The 25,035-nt window shown below is 64.2% G+C and carries 26 protein-coding genes and 1 tRNA gene; 10 read left to right on the top strand and 17 right to left on the bottom strand.

Annotation, left to right across the window (positions count from 1 at the left end; all coding sequences use genetic code 11):
- Positions 1 to 5: 5 nt before the first annotated feature.
- The gene (locus M1D74_RS06055) at positions 6 to 1,610 is read right to left on the bottom strand and encodes a carboxyl transferase domain-containing protein (protein WP_458116845.1); all 1,605 of its coding nucleotides are present in this window, start codon (positions 1,608 to 1,610) and stop codon (positions 6 to 8) included.
- A gap of 168 nt (positions 1,611 to 1,778) precedes the next feature.
- On the opposite strand from M1D74_RS06055, the gene M1D74_RS06050 reads away from it, so the two are divergent.
- Both M1D74_RS06050 and M1D74_RS06045 read left to right on the top strand, forming a co-directional pair.
- On the top strand, positions 1,779 to 2,393 hold the full coding sequence (locus M1D74_RS06050; protein ID WP_458116844.1) for an SACE_7040 family transcriptional regulator: 615 nt from the start codon (positions 1,779 to 1,781) through the stop codon (positions 2,391 to 2,393).
- A gap of 110 nt (positions 2,394 to 2,503) precedes the next feature.
- Positions 2,504 to 2,971, top strand: a complete 468-nt coding sequence (locus M1D74_RS06045) for a GNAT family N-acetyltransferase (RefSeq protein ID WP_309070329.1) — start codon at positions 2,504 to 2,506, stop codon at positions 2,969 to 2,971.
- A gap of 94 nt (positions 2,972 to 3,065) precedes the next feature.
- On the opposite strand, the gene M1D74_RS06040 is transcribed toward M1D74_RS06045, so the two are convergent.
- Genes M1D74_RS06040 through pdhA form a run of 3 tightly spaced genes read right to left on the bottom strand, consistent with a single transcriptional unit; the run spans position 3,066 to position 6,618 of the window.
- Positions 3,066 to 4,478, bottom strand: a complete 1,413-nt coding sequence (locus M1D74_RS06040; RefSeq protein WP_458116843.1) for a dihydrolipoamide acetyltransferase family protein — start codon at positions 4,476 to 4,478, stop codon at positions 3,066 to 3,068.
- A gap of 8 nt (positions 4,479 to 4,486) precedes the next feature.
- Positions 4,487 to 5,503, bottom strand: a complete 1,017-nt coding sequence (locus M1D74_RS06035; protein ID WP_458116842.1) for an alpha-ketoacid dehydrogenase subunit beta — start codon at positions 5,501 to 5,503, stop codon at positions 4,487 to 4,489.
- Complete coding sequence (gene pdhA, locus M1D74_RS06030) at positions 5,503 to 6,618, bottom strand: pyruvate dehydrogenase (acetyl-transferring) E1 component subunit alpha (protein WP_458116841.1); 1,116 nt, start codon at positions 6,616 to 6,618, stop codon at positions 5,503 to 5,505. The genes M1D74_RS06035 and pdhA overlap by 1 nt, the downstream gene beginning before the upstream one ends.
- 205 nt (positions 6,619 to 6,823) lie before the next feature.
- Here pdhA and M1D74_RS06025 point away from each other — a divergent pair, with 205 nt between their 5' ends.
- From M1D74_RS06025 to M1D74_RS06015, 3 genes are all read left to right on the top strand, one after another.
- Positions 6,824 to 7,294, top strand: coding sequence for an Lrp/AsnC family transcriptional regulator (locus M1D74_RS06025; RefSeq protein ID WP_309070325.1), 471 nt, complete (start codon positions 6,824 to 6,826; stop codon positions 7,292 to 7,294).
- 106 nt (positions 7,295 to 7,400) lie between these two features.
- Positions 7,401 to 7,817 (top strand): DUF4383 domain-containing protein, encoded by a 417-nt coding sequence (locus M1D74_RS06020; RefSeq protein WP_458116840.1) that lies wholly within the window; start codon positions 7,401 to 7,403, stop codon positions 7,815 to 7,817.
- A 7-nt stretch (positions 7,818 to 7,824) separates the two neighbouring features.
- Positions 7,825 to 8,457, top strand: a complete 633-nt coding sequence (locus M1D74_RS06015; RefSeq protein ID WP_309070323.1) for a hypothetical protein — start codon at positions 7,825 to 7,827, stop codon at positions 8,455 to 8,457.
- 76 nt (positions 8,458 to 8,533) lie between these two features.
- Here the strand turns inward: M1D74_RS06015 and M1D74_RS06010 are convergent, their stop codons facing one another.
- Together M1D74_RS06010 and M1D74_RS06005 are read right to left on the bottom strand one after the other, a co-directional pair.
- Entirely contained in the window at positions 8,534 to 10,153 is a 1,620-nt protein-coding gene (locus tag M1D74_RS06010) for a solute symporter family protein (protein WP_309070322.1), read from the bottom strand.
- Positions 10,150 to 10,530, bottom strand: coding sequence for a DUF485 domain-containing protein (locus M1D74_RS06005; RefSeq protein WP_309070321.1), 381 nt, complete (start codon positions 10,528 to 10,530; stop codon positions 10,150 to 10,152). The genes M1D74_RS06010 and M1D74_RS06005 overlap by 4 nt, the downstream gene beginning before the upstream one ends.
- A 214-nt stretch (positions 10,531 to 10,744) precedes the next feature.
- Between M1D74_RS06005 and M1D74_RS06000 the strand changes: the two genes are divergently transcribed.
- The 4 genes from M1D74_RS06000 (at position 10,745) to M1D74_RS05985 (ending at position 14,587) form a co-directional block, all read left to right on the top strand.
- Positions 10,745 to 11,938, top strand: a complete 1,194-nt coding sequence (locus M1D74_RS06000; protein WP_458116839.1) for a sensor histidine kinase — start codon at positions 10,745 to 10,747, stop codon at positions 11,936 to 11,938.
- Between the two features lie 72 nt (positions 11,939 to 12,010).
- Positions 12,011 to 12,730 carry a LytR/AlgR family response regulator transcription factor gene (locus tag M1D74_RS05995; RefSeq protein WP_309070319.1) on the top strand — a complete coding sequence of 240 codons (720 nt, stop codon included), beginning with the start codon at positions 12,011 to 12,013 and terminating at the stop codon, positions 12,728 to 12,730.
- Positions 12,731 to 12,734: 4 nt separating this feature from the next.
- Positions 12,735 to 13,115, top strand: coding sequence for a hypothetical protein (locus M1D74_RS05990; RefSeq protein ID WP_458116838.1), 381 nt, complete (start codon positions 12,735 to 12,737; stop codon positions 13,113 to 13,115).
- 11 nt (positions 13,116 to 13,126) lie between these two features.
- Positions 13,127 to 14,587 carry a sodium/solute symporter gene (locus M1D74_RS05985; protein ID WP_309124037.1) on the top strand — a complete coding sequence of 487 codons (1,461 nt, stop codon included), beginning with the start codon at positions 13,127 to 13,129 and terminating at the stop codon, positions 14,585 to 14,587.
- A gap of 51 nt (positions 14,588 to 14,638) precedes the next feature.
- On the opposite strand, the gene M1D74_RS05980 is transcribed toward M1D74_RS05985, so the two are convergent.
- From M1D74_RS05980 to rpsB, 6 genes are all read right to left on the bottom strand, one after another.
- On the bottom strand, positions 14,639 to 15,217 hold the full coding sequence (locus M1D74_RS05980) for a DivIVA domain-containing protein (RefSeq protein WP_309070317.1): 579 nt from the start codon (positions 15,215 to 15,217) through the stop codon (positions 14,639 to 14,641).
- Between the two features lie 73 nt (positions 15,218 to 15,290).
- Entirely contained in the window at positions 15,291 to 16,289 is a 999-nt protein-coding gene (locus tag M1D74_RS05975) for a phosphatidate cytidylyltransferase (protein ID WP_309124056.1), read from the bottom strand.
- Positions 16,289 to 16,846 carry a ribosome recycling factor gene (gene frr / locus M1D74_RS05970; RefSeq protein ID WP_309070315.1) on the bottom strand — a complete coding sequence of 186 codons (558 nt, stop codon included), beginning with the start codon at positions 16,844 to 16,846 and terminating at the stop codon, positions 16,289 to 16,291. The genes M1D74_RS05975 and frr overlap by 1 nt, the downstream gene beginning before the upstream one ends.
- Before the next feature lie 106 nt (positions 16,847 to 16,952).
- Positions 16,953 to 17,690, bottom strand: a complete 738-nt coding sequence (pyrH, locus tag M1D74_RS05965; RefSeq protein WP_309070314.1) for a UMP kinase — start codon at positions 17,688 to 17,690, stop codon at positions 16,953 to 16,955.
- Positions 17,691 to 17,956: 266 nt separating this feature from the next.
- A complete protein-coding gene (tsf, locus tag M1D74_RS05960) occupies positions 17,957 to 18,793 on the bottom strand; it encodes a translation elongation factor Ts (protein ID WP_309070313.1) in 837 nt (278 codons plus the stop codon).
- A 115-nt stretch (positions 18,794 to 18,908) separates the two neighbouring features.
- A complete protein-coding gene (gene rpsB, locus M1D74_RS05955) occupies positions 18,909 to 19,787 on the bottom strand; it encodes a 30S ribosomal protein S2 (protein ID WP_309070312.1) in 879 nt (292 codons plus the stop codon).
- Positions 19,788 to 20,205: 418 nt separating this feature from the next.
- Between rpsB and M1D74_RS05950 the strand changes: the two genes are divergently transcribed.
- Entirely contained in the window at positions 20,206 to 20,721 is a 516-nt protein-coding gene (locus M1D74_RS05950; protein WP_458116837.1) for a M23 family metallopeptidase, read from the top strand.
- Positions 20,722 to 20,728: 7 nt separating this feature from the next.
- Here M1D74_RS05950 and M1D74_RS05945 read toward each other — a convergent pair whose 3' ends face one another.
- The 5 genes from M1D74_RS05945 to M1D74_RS05925 form a co-directional block, all read right to left on the bottom strand.
- Positions 20,729 to 21,919, bottom strand: a complete 1,191-nt coding sequence (locus M1D74_RS05945) for an acyl-CoA dehydrogenase family protein (protein ID WP_458116836.1) — start codon at positions 21,917 to 21,919, stop codon at positions 20,729 to 20,731.
- 204 nt (positions 21,920 to 22,123) lie between these two features.
- A tRNA-Ile gene (locus M1D74_RS05940) sits at positions 22,124 to 22,197 on the bottom strand.
- Between the two features lie 65 nt (positions 22,198 to 22,262).
- Entirely contained in the window at positions 22,263 to 23,459 is a 1,197-nt protein-coding gene (locus M1D74_RS05935; RefSeq protein WP_458116835.1) for a glycosyltransferase, read from the bottom strand.
- 41 nt (positions 23,460 to 23,500) lie between these two features.
- On the bottom strand, positions 23,501 to 24,391 hold the full coding sequence (locus tag M1D74_RS05930; protein WP_309070308.1) for a DMT family transporter: 891 nt from the start codon (positions 24,389 to 24,391) through the stop codon (positions 23,501 to 23,503).
- Between the two features lie 13 nt (positions 24,392 to 24,404).
- Positions 24,405 to 25,013, bottom strand: a complete 609-nt coding sequence (locus M1D74_RS05925) for a CDP-alcohol phosphatidyltransferase family protein (RefSeq protein WP_458116834.1) — start codon at positions 25,011 to 25,013, stop codon at positions 24,405 to 24,407.
- Positions 25,014 to 25,035 lie beyond the last annotated feature (22 nt).

Genomic DNA, 25,035 nt, shown 5'->3' with positions numbered 1-25,035 from the left:
GCGGCTCACATCCTGAAGAGGCCGAAGGAGGTATCCGGCAACGGTGCGTTGGCGCAGACATCGAGGGCGAGGCCGAGAACGCGGCGGGTGTCTGCAGGGTCGATGATGCCGTCGTCCCAGATCCGCGCCGTGGAGTAATAGGGGCTCCCCTGCGCCTCGTACTGCTCACGAATGGGCGCCTTGAACGCTTCCTCATCGTCTGCGCTCCACTGCTCACCGCGCGCCTCGATCTGGTCGCGCTTCACGGTGGCCAGCACTGAGGACGCCTGGTTGCCGCCCATGACGGAGATGCGGCTGGCAGGCCACATCCAGAGGAACCGCGGTGAGTACGCCCGCCCGCACATGGAGTAGTTTCCCGCTCCAAAGGAACCGCCGACGACGACGGTCAGCTTGGGTACGCGGCACGTCGCCACCGCGGTGACCATCTTCGCTCCGTGCTTCGCGATGCCGCCAGCCTCGTAGTCACGGCCGACCATAAAGCCCGACAGGTTCTGCAGGAAGATCAGCGGAATGCCCCGTTGATCGCACAGTTCGATGAAGTGGGCACCCTTTAGGGCGGACTCCGCGAAAAGGACGCCGTTGTTCGCGACTATGCCGATCGGGTGCCCGTGCAGCGTGGCGAAGCCCGTCACGAGCGTGGTGCCGTACTCCTTCTTGAACTCGTGGAAGCGGCTGCCGTCGACGATGCGCGCGATAATTTCCCTCGCGTCGTAGGGCGCGTTGACATCGAGCGGCACAGCCCCGTAGAGGCTCTCGATGTCCACCCGGGGCTCTTCGGATTTCCCGGGTGTCCAGGCCGGCTCCGGGACGGGGAGCGTCGAGACGATATCCCGAACGATCTCCAGGGCGTGCTGGTCGTTTTCGGCAAGATGGTCGACGACGCCGGAGGTCTTTGCATGCACGTCGCCGCCGCCGAGCTCCTCCGCCGTGACGATTTCACCGATCGCAGCCTTCACCAGCGGCGGACCGCCGAGGAAGATGGTCCCCTGGTTCCGGACAATGACGGTTTCATCGCTCATGGCCGGAACGTAGGCGCCGCCGGCCGTGCAGGAGCCCATCACCGCGGCGATCTGCGGGATCTTCCGGGCGGACATCGTGGCCTGGTTATAGAAGATGCGTCCGAAGTGCTCCCGGTCGGGAAACACCTCGTCCTGCTTCGGCAGGAACGCTCCGCCGGAATCCACCAGGTACACGCACGGAAGGTTGTTCTCCAGAGCGATTTCCTGCGCCCGGAGGTGCTTCTTGACGGTCATCGGATAGTACGTGCCGCCCTTGACCGTTGCGTCATTCGAGATCACCAGGACGTGCCGTCCGTGAATCAGCCCGATCCCGGCGATGACTCCGGCGCCGGCACTCTCATCGTTGTACATTCCGTTGGCGGCCAGCGGGGCGATTTCGAGGAACGGGCTGCCGGGATCCAGCAGATGGTCGATGCGGTCCCTCGGCAGCAGCTTGCCGCGGCTGACATGGCGTTCCCGCGAGTGCTCCGGCCCGCCGAGAGCCGTCTGCGCGAGGCGTTTGCGAAGCTCATCGGCGAGCGCCCGCTGACCCGCGTGGTTCTGACGGAACGCCTCGGCGTTCGGGTCAAGGCGCGATGCCAGGGTCTCCATTGACGTCCTTCCGGTCGGCGCACGGGTGTCCAGAACCCATGCACACAATCAGTTAGCGGGGATTAACTCAAATTTAGGTTAGTAGCTATTAACTAAACTGTCCACCAGAATGGAGGCGTCCCACTCCCCCGTTCACTTCACGATGACAGTCCGTCACGAAAGGAAGGCATGGACGCTCCAGCTCCCACGCGGCTGACCGGCCGCAGCCTGGCCAAAGCGTCCCGGCGCGCAGCCTTGCTGGATGCTGCCGCACAGCTTTTTGCCGAGCGTGGCTACAACGGGGTGTCCATTGAGGATCTCGGTGCGGCGGCCGGAGTCAGCGGGCCGGCGGTCTACCGTCACTTCAGCGGCAAACCTGCGGTCCTTGCTGCGCTGCTCGCCGGAGTCAGCCAGGACCTGCTCGAGGGTGGACGGGCGGTTGTTGCGGAAAGCCCAAGCCCGGAGCAGGCTTTGCGCGGGCTGATCGAGTTCCAGGTGGACTTCGCCCTGCGCAATGCAAACGTCATCCGGGTACAGGACCGGGATCTCAGTTCGCTGGCCGACGACGACCAGGAAACGGTGCGGTCGCTTCAGCGCAACTACGTCGAGGTCTGGGTTGACGCCCTTTCGGCGCTGGCCCGTAATCAGGACAGAATGCACCTGCGCCGGAAGGCGCACGCCGCGTTCGGACTGATCAACTCCACCCCGCACTCCACTCACCGCCGGCGCAGCAGCAAGGACACTGCTGAACTGCGTCAGTTACTCGAGGAAATGGCGTGGGCCGCCCTGAGCGTGAAGGCGTAAGTCCGCGAAGGGCACCTACGCGCTACGTCCTAGTACGCTGATGGAGAAGCACACTCCGTGCACCCAGAACTTTGTGTAAGTACCGTGTTCCGCCTACCTGAAAGCTTCCAGTGATTACGCTACGCGCCGTTGAACCCTCCGACCTGGACGAATTCTTTTCCCATCAGCTGGACCCCAGCGCCAACCACATGGCCGCTTTCAGCGCCAAGAACCCTTCGGACCGGGGTGTCTTCAACCATCACTGGCAGAACATCCTGAATGATCCCACCGTGACCGTCCGCACCATCGTCGCTGACGACGCCGTGGTGGGCAGCATCCTGGCTTACCGGGACGGCGATGTCCCCGAGATCAGCTACTGGATCGACAAGGCACGCTGGGGGCAGGGAATCACGACGGCGGCAGTCGGCCTCTTCCTCGAGGAGTTCACCGAGCGCCCGCTGCGGGCGCGCGCCGTCGCCGACAACACGAACTCGATCCGCATCCTTGAGCGCTACGGCTTCACCCAGATCGGGGAGACCCAGGGCTTCGCCAACGCGCGCGGAGCGGTTGTGAAGGAACTCCTGCTCGAACTGCGCTAGCGGAAGTTTCGCTAGCAGAAGTTTCGTGCAGCTCCGGTGACCCTACAGCGTTCAGGGCACCGGAGCTGCACGTAGCTCACGACGGGTGGACCGGCTAAACCATGGTCAGGACCATGCCCGGGTCCCGCAGGATCGTGCCGATATCGGCCAGGAAGCGTGAGCCCTGTTCGCCGTCCACCAGCCGGTGGTCGAAGGACAGACTGAGGGTCATTACCTGCCGGAGGGCAATCTCATGCTTGTACTCCCATGGCATCTTGCGGACAGACCCCATGGCCAGGATCGCCGCTTCCCCAGGGTTGAGGATGGGCGTGCCGGCGTCGATACCGAACACTCCAACATTGGTGATGGAAATCGTTCCGCCGGAGAGGTCCGCCGGACCCGTCTTGCCGGCGCGTGCTGTCTCGGTCAGGTCCGTCAGCGCCTCAGCCAGCTCCCGCAGGCCCAGTTCGTGGGCGTCCTTGATATTCGGAACCATCAACCCGCGCGGTGTCGCCGCCGCAATACCCAGATTCACGTAGTGGTGTTGCACGATTTCCTGCGCCGCCTCATCCCACCGGGAATTCAGGGTCGGGTTACGGTCGAGCGCGATGCACAGCGCCTTCGCCACCAGAGCCAGCGGCGTGATGCGGACATCGGCGAAGGCCCTGCTCGCCTTGAGACGTCCCAGGAGCTCCATTGACGCGGTGACGTCCACCGTCAGGAACTCGGTGACGTGCGGAGCGGTGAACGCGCTGGCCACCATGGCGGCAGCGGTGTGCTTGCGCACTCCCTTGATCGGCGTCCGGGTTACGCGCTCGCCGCCGGTGCCCGACGACGGCGGTGCCTCGGCGGTGATCTGCCTGCTGGCTGGAGCGTTTCCCTGCTGCGCAGCAAGGACATCTTCGCGAACTATCAGTCCGTTCGGCCCGCTGCCGGTCAGTCCCGTCAGGTCGATACCGAGGTCCCGGGCGAGCTTCCGCACCGGCGGTGTTGACCGCGGACGCTCCCGCGGCGCATCCGCAACAGCAGGAGCAGGAGCCGGAGCCGGAGCCGGTGGCGGCGTAACCGCTGGTTCGGTTGATATAGCAGGAGCAGAAGCGGCCAGAGCGGCGGCGTCAATAGTGGTGGCTGGTACCGCTGCGCCGGCACGCCGGGCTCGCCGTGCGGGCCGCCCTGACTTCTCGACCGCTGCGCCGTAGCCGACGAGGTTCGGCTCGCGCCTGGGCGGCTCGGCGGGCTCGGACCCGCTCTGGTCCGGGCCATCGGTGGCCGGTGCGTCACCACCCGCACCGGGCACATCGAAGGAGACGATCGGCGCGCCGACCTCCACCACGGTGCCGGGCTGCTCATGGAGTTTCGCGACGACGCCCGCGTAGGGCGACGGCAGTTCGACGACCGCTTTCGCGGTCTCGACATCGGCGATCACCTGGTTGAGTTCCACCGTGTCGCCTACCGCGACGTGCCAGGCAACTATTTCCGACTCGGTGAGGCCTTCACCGAGGTCGGGCAGTCGGAATTCCTTGATCACCGGTGCCACTATCCTTCCAGTCCGTTGTGCGGGCTCAAGGAATTGGGCCGCCCGAGGGCGCGGTCCACTCCGTCCAGTATCCGGTCAAGGTCCGGCAGATGGTGGAACTCCACCTTGGAGTAGGGGTACGGGATGTCGAACCCGGTCACGCGGACCGGCGCGTGCTCGAGATGGTAGAAACAGCGCTCCGTGATGCTGGCGGCGATTTCCGCGCCAAGCCCGCCCGACTGGGCGGCTTCATGGGTGATGACCAGCCGTCCGGTCTTCCGGACCGATTTCTCCACGGTCCCGAAATCGATGGGCGCAAGGGAACGAAGGTCTATCACCTCGATCGAGATCCCGTCGTCGGACGCTGCGATCGCGGCGTCTCGCGCCGTCGGCACGAGCGGCCCATAGGTTACGAGCGTGATATCGCTGCCCTCGCTCACCACGCGGGCGTCGTTCATGCTCGTGGAGCTGAGATCGACGCTCTCGTCGACCTCCCCCTTTACGTGGTAACGACGCTTCGGCTCGAAGTAGAGCACCGGGTCATCGCTCGCGATGGCCTGCTGAATCATCACGTAGGCATCCTGCGGGTTCGAAACGCTGACCACGCGGAGTCCCGAGGTGTGGGTGAAGTATGCCTCGGGTGACTCGGAGTGGTGTTCGGGAGACCCGATCCCACCGCCGAAGGGCACACGGATGGTGAGCGGAACCTTCACCGCTCCTTTCGTCCGATAGTGCAGCTTGGCCACCTGGCACACGATCTGGTCAAATGCCGGGTAGATGAACCCGTCGAACTGGATCTCGACGACGGGACGGTAGCCCCGGTAGGCCAGGCCCACAGCCGTACCCATGATCCCGGACTCGGCAAGCGGCGTGTCGAGGACGCGGTGCGGGCCGAAGTCCTTCTGCAGTCCGTCAGTGATGCGGAAGACGCCCCCGAGCTTCCCGATGTCCTCCCCCATGAGTACAACCTTGGGATCGTTATCCATGGCGCGTCGAAGCCCGGCATTGATGGCACGCCCGAATGTCATGGTGGACATCAGCGGCCCCCTTCCTCAGAAGATCCGAATGAACTCAGGTACTGCTCGTAATGGTCCTGCTGCCGCTCAAGCCATGAGTTGGGTTCGCTGTAGACATGCTTGAACACGTCGAGAGCTGCCGGCTCCGGCATGGAGATGCATCCCTCACGCAGCCGCGCCGCAACCTCATCCGCTGTGGCCTTGACTGCGTCGCTGACTTCGGCGGGTAGGAGGCCCTCGGAATCAAGCAGCCCGGCGAGGCGCGCAATGGGGTCCTTGGCGGCCCAGTCCTCAAGTTCATTCGCGTCCCGGTATCGGGTGGGATCGTCCGCGGTGGTGTGCGGGCCCATCCTGTAGGTCACCGCTTCGATGAAGGTCGGGCCGCCGCCCGTCCTCGCCCGGTCAAGGGCCTCCCGTGTGACGGCAAGGCAGGCGAGCACGTCATTGCCGTCAACGCGAACGGACGGGATACCGAACCCCGGTGCGCGGCGCGCAATCGGCACATGCGCCTGCAAACGGACCGGCTCCGAGATGGCCCACTGATTGTTCTGGCAGAAGAAGATGACCGGTGCCTGGTAGCTGGCCGCGAACACCATTGCTTCATTGACATCGCCCTGACTGGTGGCACCGTCACCGAAGTAGGTGACAGCGACCGAGTCGGCGCCGTCTGTGAGGATGCCCATGGCATAACCGGTGGCATGCAGGGTCTGCGCTCCGATGATCACCTGGGGCGTGGCCATGTTGATGGCGTAAGGATCCCAGCCCGAGGAGGCGTTCCCGCGCCATACCCGGAGAAGATCCGTCAGGTCAACACCGCGGCAGTACGCCACGCCGTTCTCACGGTAGCTGGAGAACACAAAATCGTCCTCACGAAGGGCTCGGCCCGAACCGATTTGCGCTGCTTCCTGACCAAGGAGCGGCGGCCAGAGCGCGAGCTCACCCTGCCTCTGGAGCGCGGTGGCTTCGGCGTCGATCCGCCGGATGACGACCATGTCCTCGTACAGGGCCTGCAGGGCAGCCCCATCAACATCTGCAACCCAGGGGTCGTACGCGGCGTTTGAACGGCGCTCCCCGTTGGGCGTAATCAGCTGGATCAGCTCATCCCGCGTGGCATCCGTCTGGTCGTTCGAAGGCACGTTCACCCATCCTTAAGTCTTGCGGCGTCGGCGGTCGGCGCGCTCCCACCAACCCAAGGCCGAGCGGCGCTGGAAAGAGCCAAGGCACCGTTGCCTGAGGTTTATTGTGACGATACTCACGTGGACCAGCCAGCACAACCGATCTGCCTTTCACTGAGCATTCTGCTCTATTTCACGACTCCAGCTCGTGCTACCGTTGCGCACTATGCAGCCCCTTGACGCGACCGACTCGAGGCTCCTGCTCGCACTTGCACGGGACTCCCGCAGGACGGTCGTGGCCCTCGCCCAGAAACTCGGCCTGTCACGCAACACAGTTCAGGCGCGAATGACCCGCCTCGAGAAAAACTCGACTTTCCTCTCCTTCGAGCGCCGCATCAATCCGACCGCGCTCGGCTACCCCCTGACAGCGTTTATCCACGTCCATGTGGACCAGCGGAAGCTGGCCCCCATCACCGAACAGCTGGCCGGCATCCCCGAAGTTCTGGAAGCCCACGGGTTGACCGGGCAGGCGGACATCCTGGTCCGCGTTGTCTCGGTTGATGCCGAAGACCTCTTCCGCATCAACGGAAAAATCCTGGCGTGCGACGGCGTGGAGCGCTGTGATACCTCCCTTGCCATGCACGAGCTGATTCCCTACCGCATGGAACCTTTGCTGCAGCGGGGTTCGGAGGAGTAGCCCCGGTTCCGGAAGATCAGGGGAAATAACCATCCGTAACGCCGACAGACCCGAATGGTGAGCAGAACTCCATTACCGGAGCGCACATCTAAGGAAAGGCATCATCATGGGCACCTCCCCCAACCGTCTCCTCGCAACCGTCTTCGGCGCGGTCTACCTCCTGGTCGGCATCCTCGGTTTCTTCGTCACGTCCGGGGTGGGATTCTTCGCCACCGAAGGCAACACGCTGATCATCTTCGAAGTCAATCCCCTCCACAACATCATTCACCTGGCTATCGGTACAGCACTTCTGCTCGCCGGCCTGAAGTCGGTCAGCGCCGCCAAGGGAGTCAACACCACCGTCGGCGCCGTCTACCTCCTGGTCGGTATCCTCGGGCTTTTCCTGGTGGGCACCTCGCTCAACATCATCGCCCTCAACGGTGCAGATAACGTCCTGCACCTCGCAAGCGCCGTGCTCCTGCTCGGCGTGGGCCTGTCGCAGGACAAGCAGGTTCACACCGCACGCACCCGCGCACACGCGTAATCGACCGATGACCGTCACCGGTATTGAAGCGCGGGTTCTGCCGGCTCTTCAACAGCGCGCTGACGGGCAGGGTTCCCGGGACGAGGTACTCCGCCTGCTTACCGGCTTCGCTGCCCTGGGTTCGGGGATGACCTTTTTTGCCCTGGCAGCTGATTCGATCCTGGCTCGCGGTGGTCCGGGGTCCCTTCTGTTGGGTGGCGCCGTCGGACTGTGGGCGCTTTCGCTCACCGCGTGGGGCATCGTCACCCTGCGCGGGGGGCACGGTGCCGGTCGGCCGGCGAGGTTACTTACGCTGTCCGTGCCCGTCGCGCTTCCCGCGGCTGCCGCCGTCGTCCTGGCTGTCCTCAGCTGGAGCGCACTGTTGGCTCCTGCCGGCAGCCGTGAGCTTGATCTGACGCTGGTGTCGGCCCTGGCACTGGTGCTCCTGCAGCTCGGTTGTCTGGGAACCCTGCGCCGGCGTTCCGGACGTCAAGGCCGGCCGGCCTCGCCCGGAAAGCTCCTCGCCGGGCTTTTCTTCTCCGCCGTCCTGGTCGCGGGAATTACGACGCCGGGACTCGCCGCATCGACGGCAGGTGAGCACGCAGTGCCGCACGGCCAACATGGTTCGGTGCCGGTTCCTGCGGACCACCCGGACCATTAGTCCCAGCGGCACGGATAGGTGCAACACAACGGGCCGGAATCGAATCGATTCCGGCCCGTTGTGCATGCTGGGAGAACTAGTGGTGGGTTGCTTTCTCCGCACCGACACCGGTGAGCGAGCGAACCTCCATCTCCGCCTGCTTCTGCGCGTCCTCAGTGCGCTTGGCCAGCACGGTGCCGAGCCAGCCCAGGAAGAACGCCAGCGGAATCGAGACGATCCCGGGGTTGCTCAGCGGGAACCAGGAGAAGTCCGCCGTCTGGATCATCGACTTCTCACCACCGGAGACCACCGGGGAGAACGCGATGAGGATGATTGCCGTGAGCAGGCCGCCGTACATGCTCCAGAGCGCGCCCTGGGTGTTGAACTTGCTCCAGAACAGCGAGTAGATGATGGTCGGCAGGTTCGCACTCGCTGCCACCGCGAAAGCCAGAGCAACGAGGAATGCAACGTTCTGCCCCTGCGCACCGATTCCACCGAGGATGGAAAGCACTCCAATAACGACGACGGTACGCCGGGCGACCTTCACCTCACCGTCGGGATCGACCTTGCCGCGCCGGACGACGTTTGCGTAGATGTCGTGGGCGAAGGACGCCGCCGCGGTGATCGTCAGCCCGGCAACAACGGCGAGGATCGTGGCAAAGGCGACCGCGGAGATGATGCCGAGCAGGAATGGTCCGCCGAGCTCGAACGCCAGGAGCGGAGCGGCTGAGTTGACGCCGCCCGGCGCCGCGTTGATGCGGTCCGCACCGATCAGGGCACCTGCACCGTAGCCGAGCACCAGGGTGAAGAGGTAGAACGCTCCGATGAGCCAGATAGCCCACACCACTGAGCGGCGGGCTTCCTTGGCCGTCGGCACAGTGTAGAAGCGCATCAGCACGTGAGGCAGTGCTGCCGTTCCCAGGACGAGTGCGAGCGCGAGGGACACAAAGTCCAGACGTGTCGTACCGGTGGCGCCATACTGCAGTCCGGGACCCGTGATGGCGGGATTCCCCGAGGTTTCGATGGCGGCACCAAGCAGGGTGGAAAGGTTGAAGCCGTACAGGGCCAGCACCCAGACGGTCATCACGAACGCGCCGGCGATGAGCAGGCAGGCCTTGATGATCTGCACCCAGGTGGTGCCCTTCATGCCGCCAACCAGTACATACAGGATCATGAGCGCGCCCACGACGGTGATGACGAGGGACTGGCCGAGGCGGTCGTCGATGCCGAGGAGCAGCGACACCAGCGCACCGGCTCCGGCCATCTGCGCCAGCAGGTAGAAGAAGCACACGGCGAGCGTGGTGATGGCGGCGGCGATGCGCACGGGCCGCTGCTGCAACCGGAAGGAGAGGACGTCCGCCATGGTGAACTTGCCGGTGTTGCGAAGCAACTCTGCGACGAGCAGCAGCGCAACCAGCCAGGCCACCAGGAAGCCGATTGAGTACAGGAAGCCGTCATAGCCGTTGATGGCGATGGCTCCCACAATGCCGAGGAAGGACGCGGCGGACAGGTAGTCGCCCGCGATCGCCGTGCCGTTCTGCGGGCCGGTGAAAGAGCGGCCGGCTGCGTAGTAGTCGGCCGCGGTCTTGTTGTTGCGGCTGGCGCGCAGCACGATCACCAGGGTGATCGCCACGAACAGACCGAAAATGGTCATGTTCAGCCACGGCTCACCGACCGTGGTTGTCTCGGCGGTCTGCATCGGCAGGTACTGCCTCATCGGGTTCCTCCCTCGAGGGTCTGGTTTGTCTCAGGCAGCACGCCTTCAAGGTCATTGCGGAGGCCCTCCGCGATCGGATCGAGCCTCTTGTTGGCATAGCTGACGTACCACATGGTGATTCCGAAGGTGCTGACGAACTGCAGCAGCCCGAGGATCAGCCCGATGTTCACATTCCCGAACACAGGAGTCGACATGAACTCGTGTGCGTAGTCAGCGAGCAGGACATACAGGAAGTACCACAGCAGGAAGACCGCTGCCATGGGAAAGACGAAGCTGCGGTGCCGTTTGCGCAGCTCCCTGAACTCCGGCCGCTGCTGGACTTCGGTGAAGTCCACCGGGGCCGGCGGCGGTGCGTCGCGCGATGGGTCGGAACCCATTGATACCTCCTTGTTAGGGGCTCCCCTGAAGGTCAGCGCCGCACTGGACGGCACGGGAAAGGGAGTGTGACTCCCATCACTGTCGATCACCCGGCGCGTCGATGCCAAGAACCTGCCGGGGTCCGTCGCCCAATGGACAAGTACGTGCGGTGAACGGTGCGGCCCTGCGCCGAACGGTGTCTGACGTCGTTCCGGTGACCGCTACTCTTGACCCATGCTCAGCCCCGCCGTGGACGTAGCGCTTGTTGCCGCCGTCGTCATCATCACCCTGGCAGTGGTCGCGGTTTTGGGGTTCAAGTTCTCACGCTCCTACCGGGATCTGGGGTCCGACGCCGATCGCGCCACCTACGCGACCCTCCACACGGTGGCCCAGGCATCAGAACACCTGCGGACCGGGCTGACACCGGCCGGAGCGTCGAAGGCAGCGCGCCATCTTCGCGGCCTTCTGCGCTGTCAGGCCCTGCTGGTGACCGACACGGACGGCGTCCTTGCCTGGGAGGGTGCCGCGAAAGAGCCGTCCGAGGTGATGCTCCTCGCGCAGGACGTACTGTCCAGCGGGCGCACGCGGATCTTCAAAGGGCCGCAGCTGGGAAGTGTGACCGGAGAGCAGACCGGGATCGCGGAGGCAGTGGTTGCTCCGATCCGCGTGAACGGCCGGGTGGTCGGTACGGTCGGTGCCTTTGTGCCCTCGGTCAACGCAGGCCTCGTGCGTGCAACCAACGAGGTCGGTGCCTGGGTTGCCGCGCAGGTGGAACTGGCCGAGCTCGATTCGTCACGCACCCAGCTCATGGAAGCCGAGGTACGCGCGCTGCGGGCGCAGATCAGCCCGCACTTCATCTATAACTCTCTCAACGCGATCGCCTCCTTCATCAACACCGATCCTGAGCGTGCCCGCGAGCTTGTGGTCGAGTTCGCGGATTTCACGCGCTACTCGTTCCGCCGCCACGGTGACTTCACCACCGTGGCCGAGGAGCTGCGGTCGATCGACCGCTACCTCCTGCTCGAGCGAGCCAGGTTCGGGGACCGGCTCAAAGTCAGTCTCCAGATCGGTCCTGAAGTACTCAGCACGGTGATCCCTTTCCTCAGCCTGCAACCGCTCGTGGAAAACGCCGTCCGGCATGGTCTGGACTCGAAAGACGGTACAGGGCATATCACCATCACCGCCCACGACGCCGGAGCCTATGCGGAAGTGACAATCGAGGACGACGGCGTGGGGATGGATCCCGACCGGCTGCGTGCCGTTCTTGCCGGGCATGTGGACGGCGTGCACGTGGGCCTGCGCAACGTCGATTCCAGACTGCGGCAGGTCTACGGCGAAGCCCACGGACTGGTGGTCGACACCGCGCCGGGCGCCGGCACCCTGGTCACCCTGCGCATCCCGAAGTCCCAGCCCGCCCACCGAACCTGAACTCCGGCTGTGCGGCCACCCACGTAATGGGTACCGACAAGAGCGCCCGCAGTTTCCGCGTAATCTGGAACCATGGTCAACGTGGTCATCGTCGACGATGAACTTCCGGCACTCGCCGAGCTGGGTTTCCTGCTCTCCAGGGATGCCCGCATCGACACTATTCATCAGGCTTCGAGCGGCGCCGAGGCCCTGCGGATCCTGCAGGACCACACCATCGACGCACTGTTCCTCGACATCCATATGCCCTCGCTGACCGGTCTGGACATCGCAAGGGTCATCTCACGCTTCAGCCGGCCTCCCGCCGTCGTCTTCGTCACCGCGGACGAGGACCGGGCTCTGGAGGCCTTCGAACTCCGCGCCGTCGACTACCTGCTCAAGCCGGTACGCACCGAGAGACTCACCGAGTCCGTACGACGGATCTGCGAACTGATGGAGGATGGGGCCACCACGCCGGAGGTCATCACCGTCGACCAGGGCGGGATCAGCAAGATGATCCGGCGGGATGAGATTCGCTACGTACAGGCGCAGGGTGATTACGCCCGGCTGCACACCGCCGAGGCAAGCTACCTCATCCGTATTCCCCTGAACGACCTGGAGCGCCAGTGGGCTGACGCCGGATTCCTGCGCACGCACCGGTCATACCTTGTGGCCATGGACCAGGTAACCCAGGTCAAGCTGGGAACGGGCAAGGCCAGCGTGCTCGTGGGTGACGCTGAATTGCCGGTGAGCCGTCGGCACCTGTCCGAAATCCGCGGCAAGCTCGAAGCCACCCGCCTGCGGCCCGGACAGTAGCGCGGTGTCGGCCCCTGAAGAGCGCCCGCCACGCGTGCGGGTCACCGCTCCCCGCTCAGCGACGGGTCCGGCGCCCACCTACCCGGTCGCGAGGGAACTGGCGGAACAGTCCGACGTCGGTGAACTCTTTGTGCGCTCGCTCATCCGCTCCCAACTCAGGCTGTCAGCGGTTGTCGCGTCAGGCTTCCTGGTGATCCTCGTCGGCATCCCGGTCCTGTTCAGCCTCTTTCCGGCCATCCACAGCTGGACCATCGCAACCGTTCCCGTTCCCTGGCTTCTCCTCGGGCTCGGCATCTACCCCGTGGTGATCGGCTGCGCCGTGCTGTACGTCCGGAGCGCCGGACGGATCGAACAGCGTTTCCGCGACCTGGTGAACGACGAATGACGTTCCCCGAGCTGAACCCCGTGGTGGGATACGTTTCGCTGATCCTCGTTGCCGTAGCCACGGTCCTGATCGGTATCTATGGGCTGCGGATCTCCCGGACCACGGGCGACTTCTACGTCGCTTCCCGCACCGTGCGCCCCTGGTGGAACGCCTCTGCCATCGGAGGAGAATACCTGTCCGCCGCGAGCTTCCTCGGGGTGGCCGGATTGATCCTCCTTTCCGGCGTGGACGCGCTCTGGTTCCCGATCGGCTACACCGCCGGCTACCTCATGCTCCTGTTGTTCGTGGCGGCTCCCCTGCGGCGCTCGGGCGCCTACACCATTCCCGATTTCGCGGAGGCGCGTCTTGACTCCCGAAGCGTGCGTCGCGTGACGAGTCTGCTCGTCATCGCCGTCGGGTGGCTGTATATCGTGCCGCAACTGCACGGGGCTGCGCTTACCGTGCGCATCACTACGGGCCTGCCGTCCTGGGTGGGGTCAGTCGCCGTCGTCGTGGTGGTGTGCCTGAGTGTGATCACCGGCGGAATGCGCTCCATCACGTTCGTCCAGGCCTTCCAGTACTGGCTGAAGCTGACGGCGCTGGCAGTTCCGGTGATCTTTATCCTCATGCAGCTCGCCGGCTCCGGGGCATCGCTGACGGACGACGGCGCCGTCTTCAGTTCCAGCCTCAACGCCACCGGGTCGGCCTCCCTCTACCAGAACATCTCGCTCGTGATCGCGCTGCTGTTCGGCACTCTAGGGCTACCGCATGTGCTGGTGCGCTTCTACACGAACCCGGACGGAGCCTCGGCGCGCCGGACGACGCTCCTTGTGCTGGGACTGCTCTCAGTGTTCTACCTGTTCCCTACCCTGTACGGCGTGCTGGGCAGGATCCACACGCCTGATCTGGCGGTGCAGGGTTCAGCGGATGCGACCGTGCTGCTGCTGCCGAGCCGCATCTTCGACGGACTCGGAGGAGACATCCTCTCGGCCTTCGTCACGGCCGGCGCGTTCGCCGCCTTTCTCTCCACGTCGAGCGGACTGGTGGTATCGCTGGCGGGCGTGGTCAGCCAGGACTTCTTCCGTGCGAGCGTTTCCGGTTTCCGGTGGGCGGCGATCGTCTCGGCCCTTATTCCCCTGGGCTTCGCGCTGCTGACCGACACGCTTGCCCTGGCGGGCAGCGTAAGCATGGTCTTTGCGTTCACCGCCTCAACCATCTGCCCCCTTCTGGTCCTGGGCATCTGGTGGCGTGGACTTACCGACGTCGGAGCTATCGCCGGCATGGCGTCAGGAGCGGTACTCTGCGGTGGGTCGATCCTGCTCGCGGCCGCGCTGGGAGCCGATCAGGCGCCGCAGTGGCTTCGGCTACCGGCCCTCTGGACCGTTCCGGCAGCCTTTGCCATCACCATCGCGGTATCCCGGCTTACGGCGCGGCGCCGGCCCCGAAATGCGTCACGGGTCCTTGCCCGGCTACACACGCCCGAAGCCGCCTGATCCTGATCAAGAGCCGCCGTCGCCGTCGATGACCCTACTGCGGTAAGAGCCTCAGTCGATGGCGGCCATGAGCTCAACCACGCGGTCGAGGAAGGCATCGACCTGGGTTTCCTCGTAGCCGTCCTGGCCGATAGCTTCGCGGAAGACAGCCCTGCGTACCACGTCGACGCTCAGCGGCATGTCGTTCTCGAAGTAGCCGAGCAGCTCGTTGCACAGCGCGTCGACATCCTCGATGTTGTAGCTGGTGGCATTATTCCGCGACGGGCGACGGAAGCGCTCGCCCGGGGGACGGTGAAGCCTCCCCCGCAGCACAGCGGAGATACGCCCGATCTGCATCAGCCAGGCCTGCTCGCCGTTGGACTCGATGAGGGCGTCACGCTCGCGCTGGGCGAAGACGTCTTCCAGCCGGTCGAGCGCCGCGTCAACCGCCCGCGGTTCGTATCCGCCGCGGGCAGGGTCGAAAGCCATGGTGCGCACGTCACTACTGGTGACGGGTTCACCGTCAGTGCCGTCGGAGTTGTAGAAGGTGCGCGCACGGGTCAGGAACCTGTCAACCTGCTTCGCGTTGTAGCCGAATTCGCGGCGACCGACACGGGCAAACGGCGAGCTGCCGTTGCGTGCTCCATCCATGGGTGTGCGTTCTCTTTCTTCGTTCCGTGGCGTTCTTCGCACCGTCGCGGTCACCGCGCGCAGTCACCAGGTTCTACAGGGATCCGGGTACCAATGTAACGGACAGCAGGAAGGCAACCGGCGAAGCGAAGACGATCGAATCGAGCCGGTCCATGACGCCGCCATGTCCGGGCAGGATGCTGCTCATGTCCTTGACACCCAGTTCCCGTTTGATCATCGACTCCGCGAGGTCTCCGGCCGTGGCCGCAGCGACAACGGCAACGGCCAGGCAGATGCCGACCCACCATGGCCTGTCGAGAAGGAGCACCACCGCGAGTACGCCCACGATCATCGCTCCACCGATCGACCCGCCGAAGCCCTCCCACGACTTCTTCGGGCTGATACGGGGGGCCATAGCGTGTTTGCCGAAGAATGCGCCGACCAGGTAACCGAAAGTGTCGTTCGCGACCACGAGGAGCAGGAGGGTTGCCACCTTGATGGAACCGGACGGCTCCTGGAGCAGCAGCATGGCGAAGCTGAGCAGGAACGGCACCCATAGGAGCACAAAGGTGCCGGCCATAATGCTTCGCGCGGCGTCTGGAGCAGGATCGAGGGAGCGCCAGAGAGCCAGCGCTGTCACCGAGGCTACCGTTGCAAAGGCCAGCGCTTCCGGCCCACCGAGGTAGGCGGCGAAAGGAAGCGCGACGCCTGCCGCCACCGCCGGGACGGTGGGAACCTTGATGTGCCGCACCTCAAGCGCTCTGCCCACTTCCCAGACGCCGACGACGCCGATCATCGTGGTGAGTGCCACAAAAGCCAGCGGCAGGAACAGCATCCCCACCAGCAGCGACACGAGCAGGGCAAGCCCGACGCCGATAGCCGCCGGCAGATTCCGCCCCGCGCGGGAGGCTGCACCGGAGGGTGGCCGCGGCGACCGGCGCTTGAACAGGCCGGTGCGGCTTGATTTCGCTGCCTCGCGGAGTGCACGCCTGCCGGGCAGGACGCCGGCGGCCGGCGGACCAGCCGCCGCCTGGTGCGCAGCATCAGCGGCAGGCGTGCGGCCAGCCTCGGTAGAAGGCTGGGAGTCGCTCATCAGACCTCGAGCAGCTCTGTTTCCTTGCGCTTGAGCATGTCGTCGATGGTGTCGGTGTGGGACTTCGTGCGTGCATCGAGATCCTTCTCGGCACGTGCGCCCTCGTCTTCGCCGGCGTCGCCGTCCTTCACAGCCTTGTCGATGCCGTCCTTCGCCTTGCGGCGGATGTTCCGGATCTGGATCTTGGCGTCTTCTGCCTTGCCGCGGACCAGCTTGACGTACTCCTTGCGGCGTTCCTCCGTCAGTTCGGGAAGCACCACCCGGATGACGTTGCCGTCGTTGGACGGGTTGGCGCCGAGGTCCGAGTCGCGCAGTGCCTTTTCGATCTCGCTGAGCGCGGAGCGGTCAAACGGAGTGATCAGCAGCGTGCGCGCTTCCGGGTTCTGGAAGGACGCCAGCTGCTGCAGCGGCGTCGGTGAGCCGTAGTAGTTGACGACGACCTTCGAGAACAGGGACGGGTTGGCACGGCCGGTGCGTACTGTCGCGAAGTCTTCCTTCGCGGCCTCGACGGCCTTGTCCATACGGTCGGTGGCCTCTGACATGGTCTCTTCGATCACGATTTCTCCTTTGGTTCGAAATCCGCTGCTTCTAAGCGTCCGATTCAGTTGATAATCCTAGTTCACAGCCGGGCCGGCACCGGGACCGCCCGGCCGCGCGCGGCGCTCAGGCAGTGACGATCGTGCCGATGCGCTCCCCCATGATTGCGCTGGTGACGTTGCCTTCGCCCTCCATGCCGAAGACCACCATGGAGAGGTTGTTGTCCTTGCACATGGTCATGGCGGTCTGGTCCATTACGCGGATGTCCTGACGCAGGGCGTCATCGTAGGAGAGCGCCTCCAGCTTCTGCGCGCTCGGGTCTTTGCGCGGGTCAGCTGTGTACACGCCGTCCACGCCGCTTTTGGCCATGAGTACGACGTCGGCGCGCACTTCCAGCGCCCGCTGGGCGGCGACGGTGTCGGTTGAGAAGTACGGCAGCCCGGCACCGGCGCCGAAGATCACTACGCGGCCCTTTTCCAGGTGCCGGATGGCGCGCCGCGGGATGTAGGCTTCCGCAACCTGTCCCATGGTGATGGCGCTCTGGACGCGGGTCTCGACACCCGCCTGCTCAAGGAAGTCCTGCAGGGCGAGGCAGTTCATGACTGTTCCGAGCATGCCCATGTAGTCGGCGCGCGATCGGTCCATGCCGCTCTGGGAGAGTTCGGCGCCGCGGAAGAAGTTCCCGCCGCCGACAACAATGGCAACTTCCACCTGCCCGATTGTCGCGGCGATCTGCTTCGCTATTCCCCGGACCATGTCAGGGTCGACGCCGAGCTTTCCGCCTCCGAAGACCTCTCCGGAGAGCTTCAACAGCACGCGCCGCCTCGGGGATCCGCTGTGGCCAGCGTTGTCGTATTTCTCCATGATGCCTCCCGGGCTTTCGTACGTGCGGTTCAGTTGCGCAGCTGCGCTGGTGGTTCAACGAGGGTGCGGTGGAAGATCACCCTGCCCCCGGCGTCGTTGAAGGCCCCGGTCGGCAGGTCTCGAATGGTTGGTGGACCCAGTCTTGCAGGTCCGGTACGGCGACGGTCACCGCACATGGTCACCGCACATGGCGGAGGGGCGGTCACCGTGGCGACCGCCCCTCCATCATCTCAAACAAATATCAACCCGTAAGGGTTTCGCGCCGGTTAGGCACCAACCCGGAAACGAGCGAATTCCTTGGGCTCGACGCCGGCTTCCTTCAGCACCTGGGCGACGGACTTCTTGGCGTCCTTGGCGAACGCCTGGTCCACCAGCACGCCCTCCTTGAAGAAGCCGGTCAGGCGACCCTCGACGATCTTGGTGAGAGCGGCCTCGGGCTTGCCCTCCGCGCGGGCGGTCTCGTCAGCGATGCGGCGCTCGGTCTCGACGAGTTCAGCCGGAACGTCCTCACGCGTGAGGTAGGTCGGCGAGTAGGCAGCGATGTGAACGGCGACATCGTGTGCGGCCTCGGCTGCACCGTCTCCGCTGCCCTCTACTGCGAAGAGCACGCCCACCTGTGCGGGGAGGTCCTTCGACGTCTTGTGGAGGTACGCGTCAACGATTGCACCCTCAACACGTGCCACGCGGCGGATGTCCACCTTCTCGCCGAGCAGGGCTCCGGCTTCGATAACGTGCTCCGAGACGGGCTTGCCGTCAACGGTGTGTGCGAGCAGCGACTCGACGTCAGCGGCACCCGACTCAATCGCGGCAGCAAGGACCTTGTTGGCGAATTCGATGAACGGGCCGGCCTTTGCGACGAAGTCGGTCTCGCAGTTGACCTCGACCATGACGCCGACGTTGCCTTCGACCTTGGCGGCAACGAGGCCTTCGGCGGTCGAACGGCCTTCGCGCTTGGTTGCGCCCTTCAGGCCCTTGATGCGAATGAGCTCCATGGCCTTCTCGGCATCGCCGTTGGCCTCGTCGAGAGCCTTCTTCACGTCCATCATTCCGGCGCCGGTCCGCTCGCGGAGAGCCTTGATGTCAGCGGCAGTGTAGTTTGCCATTTGAACTCCTCAGATGTGGTTTTCTCGTCAAGATAATTTGAGTGAAAGTTCTCCGGAAACAGGTCCGGCACAAGCGAAAGGGTGCGGGCTTGAATCCCGCACCCTGTCACCGAAACTACTTGCTCTCGCCCTCGGCAGCTTCCTCAGCAGGAGCTGCTTCAGCAGCGGGTGCCTCTTCAGCAGCAGGTGCTTCCGCGGCAGGAGCCTCTTCAGCAGCAGGCGCGGCGCTGCCTTCGAGCAGTTCACGCTCCCACTCGGCGAGCGGCTCTTCTGCTGCGGCGGCGTCGTTGCCCGAAGCACGGTTGTTGCGGGCGATGAGGCCCTCGGCAACGGCGTCGGCGACAACGCGGGTCAGCAGGTTGACTGCGCGGATGGCGTCGTCATTGCCCGGGATCGGGAAGTCGACCTCATCCGGGTCGCAGTTGGTGTCGAGGATTGCGACAACCGGGATGTTGAGCTTCTTGGCCTCGTCGATGGCGAGGTGTTCCTTCTTGGTGTCGACAACCCACACGATGGACGGAGCCTTGGTGAGGTTGCGGATACCGCCGAGGTTGCTCTCAAGCTTGGTCAGCTCGCGCTGCAGCAGGAGGAGTTCCTTCTTGGTGTGGCCGGAACCGGCGACATCCTCGAAGTTGATTTCCTCGAGCTCCTTCATGCGCTGGATGCGCTTGGAGACGGTCTGGAAGTTGGTGAGCATGCCGCCGAGCCAACGCTGGTTGACGTACGGCTGGCCAACGCGGGTGGCCTGCTCGGCGATGGCTTCCTGTGCCTGCTTCTTGGTACCGACGAAGAGCACGGTTCCGCCGTGGGCAACGGTGGCCTTGATGAACTCGTAGGCGCGGTCGATATAGGACAGCGACTGCTGCAGGTCAATGATGTAGATACCGTTGCGCTCGGTGAAGATGAAGCGCTTCATCTTCGGGTTCCAGCGGCGGGTCTGGTGGCCGAAGTGGACGCCGCTGTCGAGCAGCTGGCGCATGGTAACGACTGGCATGTCGTTCCTTTCGTAGGGCAGCACAGTCATTGCTGTGTAATCTGCCGGTTTGACGGTTGATTCCCGCGGACTATGCGGGGTCCTGGTGTCCGTCAGATGACTCACCGCTCCAACCGGATTCCTCCGGACCGCTGGAGCAGTGTTCCCAGGTATACGCCCACCAGTGAAGTTCAGCGGCGATCGACCTGTGAATCGGGACACGCGTAGTCAGTTCCCGACGAGCCGCAGAACCACACGAAGAGCTTTGTGGCATGACGGCATACGGGAAACTGCTTCACCTAGTGTACTACAGCAGCCCGTCACTCCTGACGGGGAGCACATCCGGCCCTTCCTCCACAATCCGGCCGAATCAGATGGACCTTTCCACATAGGCCCACGACGCCGGCACGAGGGAAACGACCGGTTGGATAGTGGATGGGTGACTGCGCGAAAGAACCTGCCCCGCCCGTTGCTCATGGCCGCCGCTATCGGGGCGCTGCTCTCCATCGGCGGGCCGGCCCCGGCCGCCCCTCCTGCCGAGGGAGCCTGGGAATGGCCGCTGAGCGGCGGCGTCCCCGTGCTTCGCCATTTTGATCGACCGCCGGAGAGGTGGATGGCCGGTCACCGCGGTGTCGATCTCGGCGCGGCGGACGGCGTGGTGCTGAGCCCCGCCGATGGGGTCGTGGTGTTCACCGGCACGGTGGTGAACAGGCCGGTGCTGACCATCGACCATGGAGACGGGTTCCTGTCCAGCTTCGAACCGGTCACCGCGTCCGTGGTGAAAGGCGCAAGCGTGCAAAGGGGGCAGGTAGTCGGGAGCATCAGCTCCGAACCACACTGCCCTGGCCCCTGTGTGCACTGGGGCGTCCGGGAGAATGGTGAATACATCAACCCACTCCCGCTCGTCTCCGACCGGCGTCCCTCCATCCTGCTGCCGCTGGCCGGCACAGGATAGAACTCCGCTAGATGAAAGCGGCAATCCCGGTGATTGCCCGCCCCGTGACCAGGGAGTTGATCTCGTAGGTTCCTTCATAGGAGTAGACAGCCTCTGCGTCGGCGAAGATCTTCGCCATCTCATAGTCGGTGACTATGCCGTTGCCCCCCAGAATGCTTCGGCCAAGTGCGACGGTCTCCCGCATGCGGGCGGTCGTGAACGCCTTGGCGAGGGCTGACTGTTCGTCGCGGGCACCGCCTTCGTCCGCGAGCTGGGCCAGCCGCACCATCATGCCCAGGGAGCTCACCGTGTTGCCCAGCATTTCCACCAACTGCTGCTGAATGAGCTGGAAGGAGGCGAGCGGACGTCCGAACTGCTGGCGCTCCACAGCATAGCGGCGGGCCACGTCGAACGCCGCAAGCTGCTGCCCCACCGCCTGCCACGCCACGGACAGCCGGGTAATGCGAAGCACCTTGTTGGCGTCCTTGAAACTGTTCGCACCGGCCAGCCGGAAGTCATCGCTCATCTGGAGACCCTCCAGGAGGATGTCGGCGTTCTCCACCGTTCGCAGGGCCGTCTTGTTCTCGATCTTGGTGGCCTTGTAGCCCGGCAGCGACGTGTCCACCATGAAGCCCTTGACCTGGTTGTCCGCGACATCCCGGGCGAAAATGACCACCCAGTCGGAGAACGTCGCATTTCCGATCCAGCGCTTTGCCCCGTTGAGGACCCATCCGTCGCCGTTGCGCTCTGCGGTGGTGCGCGTTCCGCCGGCCACATCAGACCCGCCAAGCGGCTCGGTCAGGCCGAAGGCGCCGATCTTCTTCATCGCGTAGATGTCCGGCAGCCACGCGGCCTGCTGCTCCGGTGAGGCCAGCGTTTCAATGGACCCTGTGAACAGCCCGTCATGGACTCCCATGAACGTGGCGATCGATGTATCGGCGCGGGTGAACTCGGCGTGCAGCAGCCCGGCAAACAGGTTCGAGTAACCCTGACGCTTCACCGGCGAGACGACGTCCAGCTCCGCAATGCGAGGGATCAACTCGGTCGGGAACACGCCTGCGTTCCACCAGCGCGATGCATTTGGGCGGATCTCCTGGGCGAGCCATTCCCGCACCTCATGAAGGCGGGTGCGCTCCCTGGAGTCCAGCAGTTGTTCGAAAAAGTAGAAGTCACCGTCGGCGTACGGCAGGTTGTCTGCGTCGAGTGTGGGTGCACCCATGAATGTTCCTCACCATCAGTGGCCCGGCGCTCGCCCCCGCCGGCGGGGTCCGCACACTGTTAGCGCGGCTCACCGGACTCATGTTACCCGCGAGTAACTTTGGGCACCAGCCGCCGGCGTCTCCGGTCTCCATGCCGCTTTCGCGACGACTCGCCGGAAAGTGAAAGGAACCCCGGCCTCAAGACCAGGGTTCCTTCCTATCTGTAGGGCTGGTGGGGCTTGAACCCACGACAAACGGATTATGAGTCCGCTGCTCTAACCGGCTGAGCTACAGCCCCGCAGCACCGATGAGACCATCGGCGCAATCCATTCTAGTCACGACCCGAGCTGTGCTTTCGGCGAGTCAGACCGTTTCGCTCTCGTGGGATCGGCCGTGGTACAGATCCTCGAAGGTGGAAAGCGTGGAGTCGATACTGTGCTTCTCCACCATGGAGCGGCTCATCTTGCCCATCCGCTCGCGCTCGGCTTCCGGCATGGAGATGATTTCGGTGAGTCGTTCACCCAGCTCGGTGCTGTCATGCGGGGTGAACAGGTAACCATTGGAGCCGTCCTCAACCAGATGCGGCAGGGCCATCGCGTTGGCGAGCAACACCGGCGTCGACGCGGACATCGCCTCAAGAGTGACCAACGACTGAAGTTCAGCGGTACCCGGCTGGCAGAACACGGTTGCGCGCAGGTACGCCAGCCGCAACTCCTCATCATCAATCAGGCCATGGAACTTCACGCGGTCTTCCAGTCCGAGCCGCTTGGCCTGCGCCTGCAGCGCCGGCTTGACCTCTCCGCCACCGACGATCTCCAGGTGCAGGTTCAGCTCCTTCGGTGTCTTTGCCACTGCGTCGATCAGGACGTCCACGTGCTTTTCCTCCGCGAGGCGCCCGACGAAGAGCACGATCGGGTAGTCAGGACGCTCGATCTGTTCGCCCGGCTTGGGCTCGTAAGCCGCCGCATCGATCCCATTCGACAGCGGCAGCACCTTGCGAAGAAAAGCGTGCTCATGCATTGCCTTCGCGGCGAGCGGGGTGGGTGTGGTGACAACGTCAGCCTTCCCCATCTTCCTGCCCATGTCGCGCCATGAATTCTTCGCCACAATGTTCTTGAACCACTGTGGGAAAGGCAGGAACGGATTCAGGTTCTCGGGCATGAAGTGGTTGGTGGCGATCACGCGGATGCCGCGTTTCAGGGCTTCGTAGAGCGCGTATTCACCCACCATGTAGTGGCACTGGATATGCACAACATCGGGCTGCACGCGGTCGAAAAGCATCCGGATGTCACGCTTGATTTCCCAGGGAAGGCAGATACGCCAGTAGTCGTGCGTGGGAACGGCATGGGAGCGGAGCCGGTGTACCGTCCAGTCCCCGCCCGGTTCCGTGAAGCTTTTGCCCGTGGTGGTGTGGGGCGCCAGGACGTGCACGTTGTGTCCACGGGTCGCCATGCCCTTGGCGAGCCGGTACCCGAACTGCGCCGCTCCATTGACGTGCGGCGGATAGGTATCAGCAGCGATGAGAATGGTCAGCGGCGCGTCTGCTGCCGTATCAGTCACGAAGTAGTCCTCGGGTTGGCAACGATGGGCGAAGTCCGGCGTTACCGCCGTCGTGCTTCTTTCTGGCGCTTGACCACGTCTGGATGGTGGCGCGACAGGGCTATTACTCCAACAATAGCAACGATGGCTGCCGCTCCCATGGCAATTGCGATCACCGATTCCACATTCGGCTGCAGTTCGCCCAGCACCACGATGCCGACGGCGATTCCCACGATCGGATCCACCACTGTCAGGCCTGCGATCACCAGGTCCGGCGGACCTGTGGCGTAGGCGCTTTGCACGAACCATGAGCCGAGACCCGCGGCGGCGATGATCGCGATAACGCTGTAGATCGGAACGTTGAGCAAAAACCGCCCATTCGGGTCCAGTAGATGCGTGGCGATGATCTTGGTCAGTACTGCCACGAAACCGAAGAGCACACCTGCTCCGAGGATGTAGGCGAATGCGCTGAGACGCCGCTTGAAGACGAACGCCAGAGTTCCGAAGACTGCCACGGCGATACACAGCAGCAGGACGGCCGTCAGTTCCTGGTCGGGCAGGACAACGTGGTCCTTCCTGGTTACGTTTACCGCAAGCAGCACGAACAGCGCGCTTCCGGTGACGCATGCCGAAATTGCGACGACGGTGGCCCGGTTGATGCGCACGCCCTGGTCCCGGGAGTTGACCACTGTGGTGATGACCAACGCGATGGCGCCGATGGGCTGCACAACTGTGAGGCTGGCGAGGCTCAGTGCGATCACATTGCACACCATGCCCACGCCAAGGAGGATCAGACCCAGAATCCAGCGCGGATTTCGAAGCAGGCGCAGAAAGCCGTTCGAGTTCAGGGACAGGCCGCCGGTGTTCGAGCGTACGGCGCTGCCCTGGCGCTGTGCGCCGACGGCCAGAAAGCATGCGCCGAGCAGCGCCAGGAAGACCGCTACCCAGGCCATGCGCCCGCTTCCCTCATGCGCTCTGCTCCAACCGGTACTTCCGATGCGCCGCCGTGAAGTACCCGTAAAAAGCAATAAGGTGGCCGACGCACCCCAGAATCAGCAGTGTGTTGGCGGTGATCTCCAGCCACGGCTCGTTGAAGCCATCGACCCGCTGCAGCAGCAGGAGCGGGGATCCCACCAGCAGCAGCGCAGTCCTGATCTTGCCGATATTGCTCACCGGCAGGGACAAGCGGCCGCGGAACAGAATCAAGGCATTGATGATGAGAATGGCGTCCGGAATCACTATGGCCCACACCAGCCAGGCCGGTGCAACGCCGTCCACGACGAAAGTCACGGCGACGACAATCAGCGCAGTCCTGTCCGCAAGCGGATCGAGCCACTTGCCGACTGACGAGACCTGGCCGAACTGGCGGGCCACGTAGCCGTCGATCCAGTCTGTTGAACCAAGGAGCACGAGGGTGATGACGGCGGCGCCGTACCGTTGCTGCACGATGAACATCACGAAGAGCGGGACACCGAGAAAACGGACCACGGTGATGATATTCGGCGCAGTCCAGAACGTGTTCAACTCAGCAGGAGTCCGCCCAGGCTTCCCCCCGGCGCCTATAAGTCTGATCACTGTCCCTCCGCTCCCATTATGC

This window comes from Arthrobacter sp. D2-10 (genome assembly GCF_054161285.1).
This window is presented reverse-complemented; position numbering and strand designations above follow the sequence as displayed.

What these genes read in the sequence shown, in the direction of transcription:
- M1D74_RS06055 (WP_458116845.1), bottom strand. Translation starts at nt 1,610, where the DNA reads ATGGAGACCCTGGCATCGCGCCTTGACCCGAACGCCGAGGCGTTCCGT.
- M1D74_RS06050 (WP_458116844.1), top strand. Translation starts at nt 1,779, where the DNA reads ATGGACGCTCCAGCTCCCACGCGGCTGACCGGCCGCAGCCTGGCCAAA.
- M1D74_RS06035 (WP_458116842.1), bottom strand. Translation starts at nt 5,503, where the DNA reads ATGTCCACCATGACATTCGGGCGTGCCATCAATGCCGGGCTTCGACGC.
- M1D74_RS06025 (WP_309070325.1), top strand. Translation starts at nt 6,824, where the DNA reads ATGCAGCCCCTTGACGCGACCGACTCGAGGCTCCTGCTCGCACTTGCA.
- M1D74_RS06020 (WP_458116840.1), top strand. Translation starts at nt 7,401, where the DNA reads ATGGGCACCTCCCCCAACCGTCTCCTCGCAACCGTCTTCGGCGCGGTC.
- M1D74_RS06015 (WP_309070323.1), top strand. Translation starts at nt 7,825, where the DNA reads ATGACCGTCACCGGTATTGAAGCGCGGGTTCTGCCGGCTCTTCAACAG.
- M1D74_RS06010 (WP_309070322.1), bottom strand. Translation starts at nt 10,153, where the DNA reads ATGAGGCAGTACCTGCCGATGCAGACCGCCGAGACAACCACGGTCGGT.
- M1D74_RS06005 (WP_309070321.1), bottom strand. Translation starts at nt 10,530, where the DNA reads ATGGGTTCCGACCCATCGCGCGACGCACCGCCGCCGGCCCCGGTGGAC.
- M1D74_RS06000 (WP_458116839.1), top strand. Translation starts at nt 10,745, where the DNA reads ATGCTCAGCCCCGCCGTGGACGTAGCGCTTGTTGCCGCCGTCGTCATC.
- M1D74_RS05995 (WP_309070319.1), top strand. Translation starts at nt 12,011, where the DNA reads ATGGTCAACGTGGTCATCGTCGACGATGAACTTCCGGCACTCGCCGAG.
- M1D74_RS05980 (WP_309070317.1), bottom strand. Translation starts at nt 15,217, where the DNA reads ATGGATGGAGCACGCAACGGCAGCTCGCCGTTTGCCCGTGTCGGTCGC.
- M1D74_RS05975 (WP_309124056.1), bottom strand. Translation starts at nt 16,289, where the DNA reads ATGAGCGACTCCCAGCCTTCTACCGAGGCTGGCCGCACGCCTGCCGCT.
- pyrH (WP_309070314.1), bottom strand. Translation starts at nt 17,690, where the DNA reads ATGGAGAAATACGACAACGCTGGCCACAGCGGATCCCCGAGGCGGCGC.
- tsf (WP_309070313.1), bottom strand. Translation starts at nt 18,793, where the DNA reads ATGGCAAACTACACTGCCGCTGACATCAAGGCTCTCCGCGAGCGGACC.
- rpsB (WP_309070312.1), bottom strand. Translation starts at nt 19,787, where the DNA reads ATGCCAGTCGTTACCATGCGCCAGCTGCTCGACAGCGGCGTCCACTTC.
- M1D74_RS05945 (WP_458116836.1), bottom strand. Translation starts at nt 21,919, where the DNA reads ATGGGTGCACCCACACTCGACGCAGACAACCTGCCGTACGCCGACGGT.
- M1D74_RS05930 (WP_309070308.1), bottom strand. Translation starts at nt 24,391, where the DNA reads ATGGCCTGGGTAGCGGTCTTCCTGGCGCTGCTCGGCGCATGCTTTCTG.